This window comes from Streptomyces lavendofoliae (assembly GCF_014649735.1).
Taxonomy (GTDB): Bacteria; Actinomycetota; Actinomycetes; order Streptomycetales; family Streptomycetaceae; genus Streptomyces; species Streptomyces lavendofoliae.
Map to the genome: position 1 here is coordinate 455,392 of NZ_BMTP01000002.1, position 15,682 is coordinate 471,073.

A 15,682-nucleotide genomic window follows, 5' to 3' on the forward strand; every position below is an offset into this window, starting at 1 on the left:
CGGTCGGGGTGCCGCGCGTCCTACTCGACGATCTTCAGCAGCTTGTTCGCCGTCCCCTGGGTGGGGTTGGAGATCTTGTCGGCGGTGGCGCCGTCGGTGAGGGCCCTGGCGACCTGCTCCGGGGTGGCGTCCTGGTGACCGGCCAGGTAGACGGCAGCGGCGCCGGCGACGTGGGGCGTGGCCATGGAGGTGCCGGATATGGTCTTGGTGCCCTCGTCGCTGTCGTTCCACGCCGAGGTGATGTCCGAACCGGGGGCGTAGAGGTCCACCACGGAGCCGTGGTTGGAGAAGCCGGACTGCTGGTCGTCCTTGGTGGAGGAGGCGACGGTGAGGGCCTCCGGGACCCGGGCCGGGGAGCTCTGTCCGGCGTCGCTCGACTCGTTGCCGGCGGCGACGGCGAAGGTGACCCCGGAGGCGATGGCCTTGCTGACGGCCGCGTCGAGGGCCGGGTCGACGCCGCCGCCCAGGCTCATGTTGGCGACGGACGGGCCCCGGTGGTTCTTGGTGACCCAGTCGATGCCCGCGACGACCTGCTCGGTGGTGCCGGAGCCGTTGTCGTCCAGCACGCGGACGGCGACGATCCTCGCCTTCTTGGCGACGCCGTGCGCGGCACCGGCGATGGTGCCGGCGACGTGGGTGCCGTGGCCGTTGCCGTCGCTCGCGTCGTCGTCGTTGTCGATGGCGTCGAACCCGGAGACGGCCCGGCCCTCGAAGTCCTTGTGCCCGACGCGTACGCCGGTGTCGATGACGTACGCGGTCACGCCCTCGCCCGCGTTGTCGGGGTAGGTGTACGCGCTGTCGCCGGCGGTGTCGGCCTGGTCGACGCGGTCGAGGCCCCAGGAGGGCGGGTCGTCCTGGGTGGCGTTGATGGTGAACTTCTTGTTCTGCACGACCTTCGCGACGGCCGGGTCGGCCGCCAGGCGCTTGGCCTCGGTATGCGAGAGACCGCTCGCGGAGAAGCCGTTGAGGGCCGAGGTGTAGGTGCGCCTGAGCGTGCCGCCGTACTCCCGGGCGAGCTTCGCCTTGTCCGCCTTCTCGTCCAGCAGGACGAGGTAGCTGCCGGAGACGGCGCCTTCGGCACCGAGGCCGTACACCGTCCCTTCGGCGGGTGCCGGGGCGGGCGCGGTTCCGGCGTGGGCCGTGCCGAAGGCGGTGAGGCCGACGACGACCGCCGTGGCGGCGGTGAGCCGAACCGCGGCCGTGCGCATGTGAGTTGTCATGAAGAGGGGACTCCTCGTCATCAATTGTGTGGGGGGTTCGCCTCCGGACGGGAAATCCTCCGGGGCTGTTCGAAACCCTGGTCGATTGATGCGCGCAGATCAAGGCCTTCACACAGCTATGACTTACTCAACAAACTTCCTTAATAACAAATCGCTCACGCCGGAAGGATCACGGCAACCCGGCGTGGCACGGCGCAAATGACCATGCCATGTGACGATCCGCGGTACGGCCAGGACGCGGGCCGTGACGGCGTGGCACGTCGGGGTGCGGGCGTCCCAGGGCACGCCGCTCGACCCGCAGGGCCGGTCCCGGACGTGCCGGCCGGGGCCGGTCGGCGCGCGGGTCAGCGCTGGTAGCGCGCCAGCACCAGGTTGCCGTCCTCGACGAGGCGTTTCTCCAGCTCCGCGGCGTCGATGGCGCCGCTGTAGTACTCCTGGTACGCCGGTGTGGCCACCTTGTCCTTCCACTCCGGATAACCGCGCACCGACTGCGCGGGGGCGGGCCGGAGGCTCGCCGCCAGCGCGGCACCCGTGGCCCAGCCGTGCTCGGTGGTGCGCAGCGACGGGTCCTTCAGCGCCTCCGTGCCGGTCGGCAGCATCCAGTCGCCGCGGGCGAGCCGCACCATGTTGTCCGGCTGGAGGAGGAAGTCGATGAAGCGGGCGGCCTCCTCCTTGTGAGGGCTGTCCTCGGCGATCGACAGGGTCTGCGGGCTGACGCCCTGCGCCAGGCCCCCGTCGCCCGCCGGGGCCGGCAGCACCACCCACTCGAATCCCTCCGGTGCCTGCCGCACGATCTGCTGACGGTAGGAGAACCCCAGCGGGACCATCGCGTACATGCCTCCGAAGAATCCCGGGAGCGTGTCGGAACCGCCCATGCCGAGGGTGGTGCGCGGGGCGCTGCGGTCGGTGTTCACCTGGGCGTTGACGGTGGCGGGCACGGTCGCGTCACCGTCCCCGAACCGGACCTCCACCCTGCCGTCGCCGCCCCGGTGGAAGAGCCGGCCACCCGCGGACAGACCCAGGTTGAGGGAGACGGAGACCGGTTCCCGCAACGGCCAGGCAACGCCGTACCTCCCCTCCCCCATCGTCGCCGTCAGCTCCTTGGCGACCTGCCGGAACTCGGGCCAGGTCCACGGGCGGGCCGGGGTGGGCACGCGGACGCCGGAGGATTCGAGGATTTTCCTGTTGGCGATGATGACGCGCGGTTCCTGGAGGAAGGGCACGCCGTACACGCCCTCGCCGAAGGTGGTCGTCCGCCAGCTCGCTTCCGGGATGTCGGCCCTGAGCCGGCCGGACAGCAGCGGGCGCAGGTCGGCGAGGTAGCCGCCGTACGCGAAGTCGGCGAGGTCGTCGGAGGCGTCGTGGATGATGTCGGGCGCCTCGCCGCCCTCGAAGGAGGTGAGGAGCTGGTCGTGGACGCTGTCCCAGCTGCCCTGCACGTATTCGACCCGGATGCCGGGGTGGGCGGCGTTCCACTCCGCGACCAGTTCCTTGTTGGCGTCGACCGACTCCTTCTGCCAGGCCAGGGACTGGAACCGCAGCACGGTCCCGCCCTCCCCGCCTCCTCCGCCACCACCGGCGCAGCCGGCCACCAGCAGGGCGAGGACGACGGCCAGGACGACGGCCGGGCGGGCGCGCATCAGGACTTCACCGCCCCGGAGAGCATGCCGCCGGTGATCCGCCTCTGGATGAGCGCGAAGACGACGAGCGAGGGGAGGGTGGCGAGAAAGGCCGCGGCGGCCAGCGGGCCGAGGTCCGCGACGCCCTCCGCGCCGAGGAAGTGGGTGAGGACGACGGGCAAGGTCTGCTTCTCCGGGGTCTTGAGCAGGACGAGCGCGAAGAAGAACTCGTTCCAGGCGGTGATGAACGCGAAGAGCGCGGTGGCGACGATGCCCGGTGCCAGCAGCGGCGCGGTCACGGAGAGGAGCGTACGGAGCCGGCCGGCGCCGTCGACGGCGGCGGCCTCCTCCAGTTCGGCCGGGAGGGCCCGTACGTAACCGGTCAGCATCCACAGCGCGAACGGCAGCGACCAGACGACGTACACCAGGACCAGGCCGGTCAGGGTGTTGATCAGCTGGAGGTTCTTCAGGACGAGGAAGAGTGGAATGATCACCAGGACGAACGGGAAGGCCTGGCTGACCACCACCCAGCCGGTGGTGGCGGCCGACAGCCGGCCCCGCCGGCGGGCCGTCACATAGGCCATGGGGGTGGCGACGACCACGGCGGTCACCGCGGCGGCGAGGGCGGCGGCCAGGCTGTTGGCGGCGGCCCGCAGCAGCGGCTGCTCCGCGAAGGCCTGCCGGAAGTTGGCCACGGTGGGGTCCTCGGGGATCCAGGTGGGGTGCAGGGAGCCGAGCTCCGGGGCCGGTTTGAAGGCGGTGGAGATCAGCCACAGGAAGGGCAGGGCGAGGAAGGCCAGGTACGCGAGGAGCGCGAGGTACTGTCCCGCCCGCACCGCGCCCCGGGTGCGCGGGCCGCTCATTCGTCCCCCCTCAGCCGGCTCGCCAGGTGGACGGCGAGAAGTACGGAGATGACGGCGACCAGCACGCAGCCCATCGCCGCCGCGTAACCGAACTGCCCGTAACGGAACGCCTCCTCGTACGCGAACAGCATGGGCAGCCGGGTGCGGCCGCCGGGTCCGCCGCCGGTGAGCACGTACACCAGCGCGAAGGCGTTGATGTTCCAGATGAAGTTGAGCGCGGTGATGGCGAGGGCGACGGGCCGGAGTGCGGGCCAGGTGACGGTGCGGAACCGGCGCCAGGCGCCGGCGCCGTCGAGGGCTGCGGCCTCGTGCAGCTCGCGCGGGGTGTTCTGCAGCCCGGCGAGGAGGGCGACGGTGGTCTGGGGCATGCCGGCCCACACACCGACCAGGACCACGGCGGGCAGCGCGGTGGCGAGGCCGCTGAGCCAGTCACGGCCGCCGCCGAGGCCCAGGTCGCGCAGCGTCTCGTTGAGGATGCCGGCGTCGGGGTGGTAGACGAGCCGCCACATGATGCCGACGACGACCTCGGGCATCGCCCAGGGGATGATCGCCAGGGCGCGCGCGAGCCAGCGGAGGCGGAGTCCCTGGTCGAGCAGCAGGGCGAGGCCCAGGGCCAGGAGGAACTGGGGGACGGTGACACCGACCGCCCACACCAGGCCGATGCGGAACGACTCCCAGAACAGCGTGTCGTGCAGCAGGTCCCGGAAGTTGAGGGTGCCCACCCACTGGGTGGCCCTGGTGCGTCCCGACTGCGCGTCGGTGAAGGCCAGGACGACGCCGTAGAGCAGGGGGCCGACGCTGAGCAGGAGGATCGGGATCAGCGCGGGCAGCACGAGGAACCAGGCCCCGTGATCGGTGGGCCGGTGCCGGTGTGCCGGACGGTGTGCCGGTCCTCCGGCGTTTTCACCGGACCGCCGCGCCGTGGTCAGCAATGTCACGGACAGTCCCCTTTGCGACGTCGGGCCGGCCTGGCGTCATCGTCCTGACGGGTCGTCGGTTCGTCAAGGCCACCCGCCCGGATGCGAGACTTGGCCGGACCCGGGACGGGAGCGGACCGGGACGGGACCGGACCGGGACGGGACCGGGATCGGGACGGGACCGGGATCGGGACCGGATCGGCGCGGACAGCGGGACAGCGGGACAGCGGGACAGCGGATCGGCACGCCGACGGATCGGCGCGGGTACGGGTACGGAAGGACGGACGTGATGGACGAGGCGCGGGCGCGGGAGGTCCTGGACGCCGCCGGCCTGACGGGCGGGGCCGGGAGCGGACCGGGGCGGGGCGCCGCCCTGCTGGCGCTCGGCGAGAACGCCGTCTTCGCCGTCGGCGACCTGGTGGTGAAGATTGGCCGGGACGCCGACCTGCTGGAGCGGGCCGAGCGGGAGGTGGCCGTGGCCTCCTGGCTGGAGGAGACCGGGGTCCCCGCCGTACGGGCGGCCGAGCCCGAGCCCCGGTTGGTGGAGGGCCACCCGCTCACCGTGTGGCACCGGCTGCCCGACGCCGTGCGCCCGCCGGAACCCCGTGACCTCGCCCCGCTGCTGCGCCGCGTGCACGCGCTGCCGCGGCCGCCCTTCCCGCTGCCGCCGCGCGACCTGCTGGGCGGTGTGGAGCGGTGGCTGCGGCTGGCGGGCGAGGCGATCGACCCGGCGGACGCGGCGTTCCTGCGCGAGCGCCGCGACGGGTTCGCCCGGGCGGCGGGCGCCCTGACCCCGCACCTGACGCCCGGTCCGGTGCACGGCGACGCTTTGCCGCGCAACGTGCACGTCGGGCCGGACGGCCCGGTGCTGGTCGACCTGGAGACGTTCTCGGCGGACCTGCGCGAGCACGACCTGGTGGTGCTCGCGCTCTCCCGGGACCGCTACGGCCTGGACCCGGCGGCCCATGACGCGTTCACCGAGGCGTACGGCTGGGACGTGCGCGAGTGGGAGGGCTGCGAAGTGCTGCGTGGCGCGCGGGAGACGGCGAGCTGCGCCTGGGTGGCCCAGCACGCCCCGTCGAACCCCAAGGCGCTGGTGGAGTTCCGCCGCCGGGTGGCCTCGCTGCGGGACGGCGACCCGCGGGTCCGCTGGTACCCCTTCTGACCTCCCGCGCCGGCCGCCGGGCCCGGCGGCGCGCGGTGGGGTCAGCCCGCCGCGGGTGCGGTCGTCGGGGCGAGCCCCCGCAGCGGCCAGGCCGGGTCTATGACGGCGTCCGGAGTGCCCTTGCGGCGCAGGAAGTTCTGGAAGTCCGCCGCCCACCGGGCGTACCACACCACCTGGCGCTGGTGCAGCTCCACGGGGGTCAGCGCCGCCACCGCGGAGTGCCGCTCCGCTATCGCGCAGGCGACCAGCACGGCAGCCAGCGCGTCGGCGGCCGCCTGGTGGGCGCCGTCGAGCACGACGCCGTACTCCGCACAGACCGCCTCCAGGTTCCGCTTGCCCCGGCGGTACCGGTCGACGGCGCGGTCGATGGTGTAGGGGTCGACGACCGGGCCGATCGGCGCGCCGCCCAGCCGTTCGCTCAGCTCCGGCAGCCCGTGCCGCCGCAACTCGGCGCTGAGCAGCGTCAGGTCGAAGGCGGCGTTGTACGCCACGACCGGCACGCCGCGGTTCCAGTAGCCGACGAGGGTGTCGGCGAGCTCGTCGGCGACCTCACGGACCGGGCGCCCCTCCGCCATGGCCCGCTCGTTGCTGATCCCGTGGATCGCCGTGGCCTGCGCCGGGATCCTGATGCCGGGATCGGCCAGCCAGTCGCGGCGCGCCACCGTCTCCCCGCCCCGCACCTCCACCACCGCGGCCGTCACGATGCGCGCTTCCAGCGGCTCCGTGCCCGTCGTCTCCAGATCGAAGCCGACGAGCGTCTCCCCGTGCCAGCCCATGCTGCTCCTCCTCGCGATGCCATGGTGCGACCACCGTGCGGTGCACTCCCCCCGTGGGTTATCACCCTCCCACGCACCACTGACAACGCCGCTCGGATCCCGCTCTCACGACACCGGACGGGAGTCGGCCCAGACCGACTCGAACTCCTCGCGGTAGGTCTCGAACAGGCCGTGGTCGCTCTCGGCCCCGGCCGTGACCACCGGTCGTCTGCCGCCCCGCAGCACCAGCACCGGCACCTCCATGCCGCGGGCCCGGCGCAGATAGGACTGGACGACGCCCACCCCGTCGGGTCCGTCACCGTCGACGAGGTAGGCGGTGAAGCGCGGCGTCTCGTCGAAGACCTGGATCTGGAAGGCCCCCGGATCGCGCAGTTTCGAGCGCACCCGCCGCATGTGGAGGATGTTCATCTCCACCGAACGGCTCAATTCTCCCTTTTTGATCCCCAGTTCCCTTTCGCGCCGTTTGACGGCACTGCTCGCCGGGTTCAGGAACAGCAGGCGTATCCGGCAGCCGGACTCGGCGAGCCGCACGAGCCGCCGCCCGGAGAAGTTCTGCACGAGGAGGTTCAGCCCTATGCCGATGGCGTCGAGGCGCCGCGCCCCGCCGAAGAGGTCCTCGGCCGGCAACTGCCGTTGCAGCCGCACCCGGTCGGGGTGGACGGAGACGACGTCGGCGTACCGGTCCCCCACCAGGTCCTCCACCGCGTCGACCGGCAGCCGGTGCGCGGAGGGCACGCCCCCGCCACCGCCGAGGATCTCCAGCAGCCGGGCGGAGGCCCGCTCGGACTGGTCCAGCACGGTGCGCGACAGCGCCCGGTTGCGCGAGACCACGTTCCGGGTCACCTCGAGCTCGTCGAGGGCCAGCTCGACCTCGCGGCGGTCGTCGAAGTAGGGCTCGAAGCACGGCCAGTGCTGGACCATCAGCTCACGCAGCTGGGGCAGCGTGAGGAAGCTGAGCACATTGTCGTCGGCGGGGTCCAGGAGGTAGCCCTTGCGGCGCGACACCTCGCGGACGGCGACGGCCCGCTGCACCCACTCCTGGCCCGCGGGCCCGGCCGCCGCCACCACCCAGTCGTCACCGTGCACCGGTTCGTAGACGGGCCGCAGCACGGCGGCGACCACGGCACGCAGCCGCTGCTCGACAAGATTCAGCCAGATATAGGCCCGGCCGGCGCGCTGGGCCCGGGTCCGTACCTCGCTCCACGCCTCCGCGTCCCAGTCCAGTTCCGCACCGATCTCCATCGGCCGGGCGAGTGAGACCGCGCCGGGCGGGACATCCGCGGGGTCAGTGGAGTCCCCCGCGTGACCTGAGTCACCTGGGGGCAGCTCCAGCCCTCCCGAGCTCACCCGCGCACCGCCTTCTGCTCCTGGACGCCCGTCTCCAACGATCAAGGAAGGGTACTCCGGGAGCGGGAGGCGGTGCAGCCCGATCCCCAGGCTCCTTCGCCAACGGCCGTGATTCTCCGGGCCGTTCCCGGCCACGCACGGGGCCGGAGTGAGCGGATTCATAATGGTCGGGCGGGCGCCCCGGCCGACCGGCCGGCCCGCGCCCGCCCCTGTGCGGCGGTGCGGCGCGCCCGCCCCGGCGCGGGCGACGGCCGGGAACGCGGAGTTGACCCGGGCAACCGGAAGACACGCCCCGGCACCCCGATGATGTGCTGATCGGATGAATCAGGCCCAGGGAGCGATTTCCGGCCAGTGCGCTCCGTGCGCCCCCCGGTCACCCGGTAGGACCGGCCGAAGTCCTAGGAGCTCGGGCCACTTTCGGGGAGGATTCTGGCTCAAGTGACCCCCATCAGCCGGATCAGAAGTGGAAGAGTCTTATCTATGCAGGTCTGGCCGGGACAGGCGTATCCCCTCGGCGCCACGTACGACGGCGCCGGAACCAACTTCGCGGTCTTCTCCGAGGCCGCCGACCGAATCGAGCTGTGTCTGCTCCACGACGACGGCTCGGAGACCGCCGTGGAGCTGCGCGAGACGGACGCGTTCGTACGGCACGCGTACCTGCCCGGCGTGATGCCGGGACAGCGGTACGGGTTCCGGGTGCACGGACCGTACGCGCCGGAGCAGGGACAGCGCTGCAACTCCGCGAAACTGCTGCTCGATCCCTACGCGCGGGCGGTCGCCGGCGCCGTCGACTGGGGAGAGGCGGTGTACGGCTACCACTTCGGCAGGCCGGACTCCCGCAACGACCTGGACTCGGCGCCGCACACCATGACGTCCGTGGTCGTCAACCCATACTTCGACTGGGGTGACGACCGGCCGCCGCGCACCGACTACCACCGGACGGTGATCTACGAAGCGCATGTGAAGGGCCTGACGATGCTCCACCCGGCGCTGCCGGAGGAGTTGCGCGGCACGTACGCCGGACTCGCCCACCCCGCGGTGATCGAGCACCTGACCGAACTCGGGGTCACGGCGCTCGAATTGATGCCCGTGCACCAGTTCGTCAACGACCACCGGCTCGTGGACTCCGGGATGTCCAACTACTGGGGCTACAACACCATCGGCTTCTTCGCCCCGCACAACGCCTACGCCTCCTGGGGCGACCGGGGCCAGCAGGTGCTGGAGTTCAAGTCGGCGGTGCGCGCCCTGCACCAGGCGGGCATCGAGGTCATCCTGGACGTGGTGTACAACCACACGGCCGAGGGCAACCACCTGGGCCCGACGCTCTCGTTCCGGGGCCTGGACAACCCCTCGTACTACCGGCTCGTCGAGGACAACCCCCGGTACTACATGGACACCACCGGCACCGGGAACTCGCTCCTGATGCGCTCGCCGCACGTCCTCCAGCTGATCATGGACTCGCTGCGGTACTGGGTGACGGAGATGCACGTCGACGGGTTCCGCTTCGACCTGGCGGCGACGCTGGCGCGCCAGTTCCACGAGGTGGACCGGCTGTCGTCGTTCTTCGACCTGGTGCAGCAGGACCCGGTGGTCAGCCAGGTCAAACTGATCGCCGAGCCGTGGGACGTCGGCGAGGGCGGGTACCAGGTGGGCAACTTCCCGCCCCTGTGGACCGAGTGGAACGGCAAGTACCGCGACACGGTGCGGGACCTGTGGCGGGGCGAGCCGCGCACGCTCGCCGAGTTCGCCTCGCGGCTGACCGGTTCGTCGGACCTCTACCAGGACGACGGGCGGCGCCCGCTCGCCTCGGTCAACTTCGTGACCTGCCACGACGGCTTCACCCTGCGGGACCTCGTCTCGTACAACGAGAAGCACAACGACGCCAACGGCGAGGGCAACCGGGACGGCGAGAGCCACAACCGTTCCTGGAACTGCGGCGCCGAGGGCGACACGGACGACGAGCAGGTCGCGGAGCTGCGACTGCGTCAGATGCGCAACTTCATCGCCACGCTGATGCTGTCCCAGGGCGTTCCGATGCTGAGCCACGGCGACGAGTTCGGGCGTACGCAGGGCGGCAACAACAACGCGTACTGCCAGGACAACGAGGTCGCCTGGGTGCACTGGCCGGACGAGGACTCCGACGAGGCCCGGTCGCTCCTGGAGTTCACCCGTTCGATGGTGTGGCTCCGGCGCGACCACCCGGTCTTCCGGCGGCGGCGCTTCTTCCACGGGCGCCCGGTCGAGGGGACGCACGACGAGCTGTCGGACATCAACTGGTTCACCCCCGAGGGTGAGGAGATGACCGCGCGGGACTGGCAGGCGGCCCACGCCAAGGCCCTGTCGGTGTTCCTGAACGGCAGCGCCATCTCCGAGCCGGGCCCGCGCGGGGAGCGGATCGGGGACGACTCGTTCCTGCTGATGTTCAACGCCAGCGCGGAGGAACTGGAATTCGTGGTGCCGGTCAACCACGGCCGCCAGTGGCAGGTCGTGGTGGACACCGCCGTCCCCGAGGGCGTCGAGCCGGGACAGGGCGCCAAGGTCGCCGCCGGCGACCGGCTCACCCTGATCGGCCGCAGCCTGACGGTCCTCAGACGCCCCGCGTGACGGTCCCGCGACCGGGCGGCGGGGAGCCGTCCGGTCGCGGCGGGCGCCGGACAACAGGCCGGGCGGCCTCGTGCCAGGCTGCCCCTGCCGCGCGGACGCCGCCCGGCGTCCTCGGTCGGCGTGTGGGCCAAGGGCGCGTTGGCGTGGCCGTGCCCGAGGCGGTGCCGCGCCTTGAGCCAGGCGGCCGGTTCCATGTGCTCGGTGTGCCGACGGAACGTGGCGTCGGACGTAAATCGCATCACCCGATGACACAGAAGCCGCCCAAGCGGGTACCTACGTCCGCATGACGCCCAACTCGACCTATCGGCTCCAGATCCAGCCGGACTTCCCCTTCTCGGCCGCCGGGGAAGCGGTCCCGTACCTCGCCTCGCTCGGGGTCTCGCACCTGCATCTGTCGCCGGTCCTGGAGGCGGTCCCCGGCTCCACGCACGGGTACGACGTCACCGACCACGGCCGGATCCGCGAGGAACTGGGCGGCGAGGCCGGCCTGCGGGCCCTCGCGCGCACCGCGCGGGACCACGGCCTCGGTCTGGTGGTGGACCTCGTGCCCAACCACATGGCGGCGGCCCCCCGGTACAACCGGGCGCTGTGGGAGGTGCTGCGCGAGGGCCCCTCCTCACCGTACGCCCGCTGGTTCGACATCGACTGGGCCGGCGGCGGCGGGAAGGTGCTGCTGCCGGTCCTGGCCGGCCGGATCGGCGACGAGCTGGCCGGCATGCGGGTCGAGGGCGGGACGCTGCGCTACGGCGAGCAGGAGTTCCCGCTGCGGCCCGGCACCGAGCAGCTCGCCCTGCCGGAGCTGCTGGACGCCCAGTGGTACCGGCTGGGGTGGTGGCGCCTCGCCCGTACCGAGCTGAACTACCGGAGGTTCTTCACCATCTCGGACCTCATCGGCGTGCGGGTCGAGGAACCCGAGGTCTTCGAGGCGACCCACGCCAAGATCCTGGAGCTGGTCCGGGACGGCGTGGTCGAGGGCCTGCGGATCGACCACCCGGACGGGCTCGCGGACCCCGAGGCGTACCTCGGCCGGCTGCGGCGGGCGGCGGGGGACGACTGCTGGATCGTCGTCGAGAAGATCCTCACCGGCGAGGAGCACCTGCCCGCGCGGTGGGCGGTCGACGGGACGACCGGCTACGACGCCCTGCGGCGCGTCGACGGGCTGTTCGTCGACGAGGCGGGCGCCGGGGAACTGGCCGACGACTACCGCCGGTTCGCCAACCCCGCCGGGGACCGGGGCGGCCACTGGGAGGCGACGGCGCGCCGGGCCGCGTACAAGGTGGTGACGCACCAGCTGGCCTCGGAGGTGGCGTTCCTGACCCGGACGGCCGCGGCGGTCTGCGCGGCCGACCCCGCGCTGCGCGACCACGCGCCGTGGGCGCTGCGCGCGGCGGTCCGGGAGCTGCTGATCCGGGTGCCGGTCTACCGCCCGTACGGGGCCGGCGCGGAGGACGTGCTGACCCCGGAGGCGGCCGAGGAGGCGAAGGCCACGTTCGTGGTGCCGGAGGAGGCGTCGGCCGTGGACGTGGTGCGGGACCTGGCGCTGGGGCGGCTCGGGGACGGGCCGGAGCAGCGGGCGTTCCTGACGCGGTTCGCGCAGACCTCGTCGGCGCTGCGGGCCAAGTCGGTGGAGGACACGGCGTTCTACCGGTACGCGCCGCTGGTGTCGGCGAACGAGGTGGGCGGCGAGCCGGACCGGCCGGCGGTGGGCCCCGAGGAGTTCCACGCGTACTGCGAGCGGCTGGCCCGCGACTGGCCGGCCACGGGCACGGTGCTGTCCACGCACGACACCAAGCGCAGCGCCGACGTGCGGGCCCGGATCGCGGTCCTGTCGGAGTGCCCGCGGCGGTGGACGAAGCTGCTGGACGACGTGGCCCGGACGCCCGCGCCGGACGGTCAGGTGGCGTGGACGGCGTGGCAGACGGCGCTGGGCTTCGGGTACCCCTACGGGGACCGGCTGGCCCCGGCGGTGCTCAAGGCGGTACGGGAGGCGGGGCTCCGCACCAGCTGGACGGAGCCGGACCCGGCGTACGAGCAGGCGGTGCTGGACTTCGTGGACGCGGGGCCAGCCGGTCCGGGTCTCTACACGGTCTCCTTGCTCGCCCGCGAACTGGACCCCCACGTACGGGCCAACGTGCTCGGCGCGGCGCTGCTGCACCTGACCATGCCGGGCGTGCCGGACCTGTACCAGGAGACGGAGCGGGTGTATCTGGCGCTGGTCGACCCGGACAACCGGCGGCCGTTCCGCGAGGGACCGCCCGACGAGAAGACCACCGTCACGCGCGCGGCGCTGCGGTTGCGGCGGCGGCACCCGGAGGCGTTCGGCGCGTCGGGGACGTACCGGCCGCTGACGGCGAGCGGCCCGGCCGCCGGGCACTGCGTGGCGTTCGGCCGCTCCGACGAGACGGTCACGGCGGTCACCCGGCTGTCGCTGCGGCTCGCGGAGAGCGGCGGCTGGGGCGACACCTCCCTGACGCTGCCGGAGGGGCGCTGGTTCGACGCCGTGGACGTGGGGCGGGAGTTCCGTGGCGGCGAGGCGGTGCCCCTGGCCGAGCTGTTCGCGGCGCGGCCGGTGGCCCTGCTCAGCCGCCGCCCCGTACCGGCGGAGGAAGCGGCCGGCTGAGGCGGACCGGGTGGGGCCCGCCCGGTTGGGTGGGCCCGCCCGGGGGTGGGTCAGCGGCCCGAGAGCCGGAAGCCCATCCGGCCGAAGGCCACCATGTCACCGGCCTGGACGACCACCGGGCCGGTGACCCGCTGCCCGTTGACGGAGGTGCCGTTGGTGGAGCCGAGGTCGCGCAGCACCCACAGCCCGTCCTGGAGGCTCAGCTCGGCGTGCAGGCGGGAGACCGTCTCGTGGCTGAGCCGCAGCCCGTTGGCCGGGTCCCGCCCTATGCGCAGGGGGTACGGTCCGGGCTCGGGCAGCAGCAGCTTCGGCAGCCGCTCCGCCTGCCAGGCCCGGCGCAGCCGCACATGGAAGCCGGACACCCGCTCGACCGCGCCGAACAGCCGCCTGGACCACCGCCCCTCGGTGCGCAGGTCCGCGGTGAGCGCCGCCAGTTCGTCGGGGCGGCGGGCGACCAGGGCCAGTTCCATGCGCCGCAGGAACGTGTCGTGCGACAGCTTGCCCTGCGCGGCGCCTTCCCTCAGCAGCCCCAGCGCACGGTCCCGTTCGGCGTCGGAGAGCCGGGCGGGGTACGTGTGGGACTCGAAAGCGGACGTCACAGACGTGATTGTCGGTCCGGGCGGGCCGGGGTGTCCAGACGGACCCCGTTGTCGGACCCCGTTGGTACGGTCTTGGTACGTGATCAGCGGGGCTTCGCACGGGGGGTGACGCGGCGGTCCCGTTCGGCCAAGTGCCGTGCTTCCCGATCTCGGTCTTGCCAGGATTGGGCCGTTACGACGACGAGGGGATCACCAGTGCTGTTCGAGGTGTGGGCACCGCAGGCAGAGGAACGGGTCGAGCTCCGACTCCAGGGCGCCGCGCATCCGCTGGCGCGCGATCCGGAGCGGGACGGCTGGTGGGTGGCCGAGGTGGAGGCGGGTGACGGCGCGCGCTACGGGTACGCGCTGGACGGCGGGCCGGTGCTGCCCGACCCGCGGTCGCGGCGCCAGCCGGACGGGCCCGACGGCTTGAGCGCGGTCGTGGACCACGCGGGGTACGACTGGCGGCACGACCCCCCGGCGCGCGGGCTGCGCGGCGCCGTGCTGTACGAGGCGCACGTCGGTACGTACACGCCGGAGGGCACCCTGGACGCGGCGGCCGCCCGGCTGGACCACCTGGTCGAACTCGGCGTCACGCACGTTCAGCTGATGCCGCTGTGCCCCTTCCCCGGCCGGCACGGGTGGGGGTACGAAGGCGTGTCGCTGTGGGCCGTGCACGAGCCGTACGGCGGCCCCGAGGCGCTGAAGCGCTTCGTCGACACGGCGCACGGGCTGGGTCTGGGCGTGGTGCTGGACGTGGTCCACAACCACCTGGGGCCCTCGGGCAACTACCTCCCGGCCTTCGGGCCGTACTTCACCGACACCCACCACACACCGTGGGGCGCCGCCGTGAACCTGGACGCTCCCGGTTCGGACGAGGTCCGGGCGTTCCTGCTGGGCAGCGCGCTGGCCTGGCTGCGGGACTACCGGATCGACGGGCTGCGGCTGGACGCCGTGCACGCACTGGCCGACACGCGCGCGCTGACGTTCCTGGAGGAGCTGTCGGCGGCGGTGGACCGGCTCGCCGCCGAGCAGGGCCGGGAGCTGTTCCTGATCGCCGAGTCCGACCTGGCCGACCCGCGCACCACGGCGCCGCGCGCGGAGGGCGGCCTCGGCCTGCACGCCCAGTGGAACGACGACTTCCACCACGCCCTGCACACCGCGCTGACCGGTGAGGCGCAGGGCTACTACGCCGACTTCGCGCGCGCCCCGCTCGCCGCGCTGGCCAAGACCCTGGGCCACGTCTTCTTCCACGACGGTACGTACTCGACGTTCCGCGGCCGAACGCACGGGCGGCCGGTGGACCGGGCGAGGACCCCGGCGCACCGCTTCCTGGGCTATGCCCAGACCCATGACCAGGTGGGGAACCGGGCGACCGGCGACCGGCTCTCGGCGTCCTGCTCCCCCGGGCTGCTGGCGTGCGCGGCGGCCCTGGTGCTGACCGGTCCGTCCACGCCGATGCTCTTCATGGGCGAGGAGTGGGGAGCGGGCACCCCGTGGCAGTTCTTCACCGACCACACGGACCCGCAGCTGGCGGAGGCGGTCCGCGACGGCCGGAGGCGGGAGTTCGCCGAGCACGGCTGGGCGGCCGAGGACGTGCCCGACCCGCAGGACCCGGCCACCCGGGACCGCTCCTGTCTGGACTGGGCGGAGCCCGGCCGGCAGCCGCACGCCCGGCTGCTCGCCTGGTACCGGGAGCTGATCGCGCTGCGCGCCGCGCAGCCGGACCTGACCGACCCCGATCTGGCGGCGGTGCGGGTGGCGTTCGACGAGGACGCCCGCTGGCTGGCGTACCGGCGCGGAGACCTGCGGGTGGCGGTCAACTTCGCGAAGGAGCCCGCCCGTGTGCCGCTCGGGAGCAAGGGGCGGGTGCTGGCGGCCTGGGAGCCGGTGGAGATGCCGAACGGGGACGGTCTGATGACCCTGCCCCCGGAGTCGTGCGTGGTGCTGACGGACGTGTAGACCGGCTGTCC

At 72.9% G+C, this 15,682-nt stretch carries 11 protein-coding genes and 1 pseudogene; 4 read left to right on the forward strand and 8 right to left on the reverse strand.

Going from position 1 to position 15,682, the window contains the following annotated elements; translation table 11 throughout:
* Positions 1-20: 20 nt before the first annotated feature.
* The 4 genes from IE109_RS04940 to IE109_RS04955 form a co-directional block, all read right to left on the reverse strand.
* On the reverse strand, positions 21-1,220 hold the full coding sequence (locus IE109_RS04940; protein WP_189549417.1) for a S8 family peptidase: 1,200 nt from the start codon (positions 1,218-1,220) through the stop codon (positions 21-23).
* 344 nt (positions 1,221-1,564) lie between these two features.
* Positions 1,565-2,860 (reverse strand): ABC transporter substrate-binding protein, encoded by a 1,296-nt coding sequence (locus IE109_RS04945; protein ID WP_189549419.1) that lies wholly within the window; start codon positions 2,858-2,860, stop codon positions 1,565-1,567.
* Complete coding sequence (locus IE109_RS04950) at positions 2,860-3,702, reverse strand: carbohydrate ABC transporter permease (RefSeq protein ID WP_189549421.1); 843 nt, start codon at positions 3,700-3,702, stop codon at positions 2,860-2,862. The genes IE109_RS04945 and IE109_RS04950 overlap by 1 nt, the downstream gene beginning before the upstream one ends.
* Positions 3,699-4,640, reverse strand: a complete 942-nt coding sequence (locus IE109_RS04955) for a carbohydrate ABC transporter permease (RefSeq protein WP_189549423.1) — start codon at positions 4,638-4,640, stop codon at positions 3,699-3,701. The genes IE109_RS04950 and IE109_RS04955 overlap by 4 nt, the downstream gene beginning before the upstream one ends.
* Before the next feature lie 268 nt (positions 4,641-4,908).
* Here IE109_RS04955 and IE109_RS04960 point away from each other — a divergent pair, with 268 nt between their 5' ends.
* Positions 4,909-5,784 carry a phosphotransferase enzyme family protein gene (locus IE109_RS04960; RefSeq protein ID WP_189549425.1) on the forward strand — a complete coding sequence of 292 codons (876 nt, stop codon included), beginning with the start codon at positions 4,909-4,911 and terminating at the stop codon, positions 5,782-5,784.
* A 41-nt stretch (positions 5,785-5,825) separates the two neighbouring features.
* Here the strand turns inward: IE109_RS04960 and IE109_RS04965 are convergent, their stop codons facing one another.
* Positions 5,826-6,560, reverse strand: coding sequence for a 3'-5' exonuclease (locus tag IE109_RS04965; RefSeq protein WP_189549427.1), 735 nt, complete (start codon positions 6,558-6,560; stop codon positions 5,826-5,828).
* 105 nt (positions 6,561-6,665) lie between these two features.
* Positions 6,666-7,907: a DUF5919 domain-containing protein gene (locus IE109_RS04970; RefSeq protein WP_189549429.1), complete on the reverse strand. Its 1,242-nt coding sequence runs from the start codon at positions 7,905-7,907 to the stop codon at positions 6,666-6,668.
* A gap of 480 nt (positions 7,908-8,387) precedes the next feature.
* Between IE109_RS04970 and glgX the strand changes: the two genes are divergently transcribed.
* A complete protein-coding gene (gene glgX / locus IE109_RS04975; protein WP_189549431.1) occupies positions 8,388-10,511 on the forward strand; it encodes a glycogen debranching protein GlgX in 2,124 nt (707 codons plus the stop codon).
* 140 nt (positions 10,512-10,651) lie between these two features.
* Here glgX and IE109_RS33985 read toward each other — a convergent pair.
* Positions 10,652-10,750, reverse strand: a pseudogene (locus IE109_RS33985) (DUF4287 domain-containing protein); the annotation flags it as partial.
* 44 nt (positions 10,751-10,794) lie between these two features.
* Between IE109_RS33985 and treY the strand changes: the two are divergent.
* Positions 10,795-13,131, forward strand: a complete 2,337-nt coding sequence (gene treY / locus IE109_RS04985) for a malto-oligosyltrehalose synthase (RefSeq protein ID WP_189549433.1) — start codon at positions 10,795-10,797, stop codon at positions 13,129-13,131.
* Between the two features lie 50 nt (positions 13,132-13,181).
* Here the strand turns inward: treY and IE109_RS04990 are convergent, their stop codons facing one another.
* Positions 13,182-13,730 (reverse strand): DUF1707 and FHA domain-containing protein, encoded by a 549-nt coding sequence (locus tag IE109_RS04990; protein WP_189549435.1) that lies wholly within the window; start codon positions 13,728-13,730, stop codon positions 13,182-13,184.
* Between the two features lie 195 nt (positions 13,731-13,925).
* Here IE109_RS04990 and treZ point away from each other — a divergent pair, with 195 nt between their 5' ends.
* A complete protein-coding gene (treZ, locus tag IE109_RS04995) occupies positions 13,926-15,671 on the forward strand; it encodes a malto-oligosyltrehalose trehalohydrolase (protein WP_189549436.1) in 1,746 nt (581 codons plus the stop codon).
* Positions 15,672-15,682: the final 11 nt, after the last annotated feature.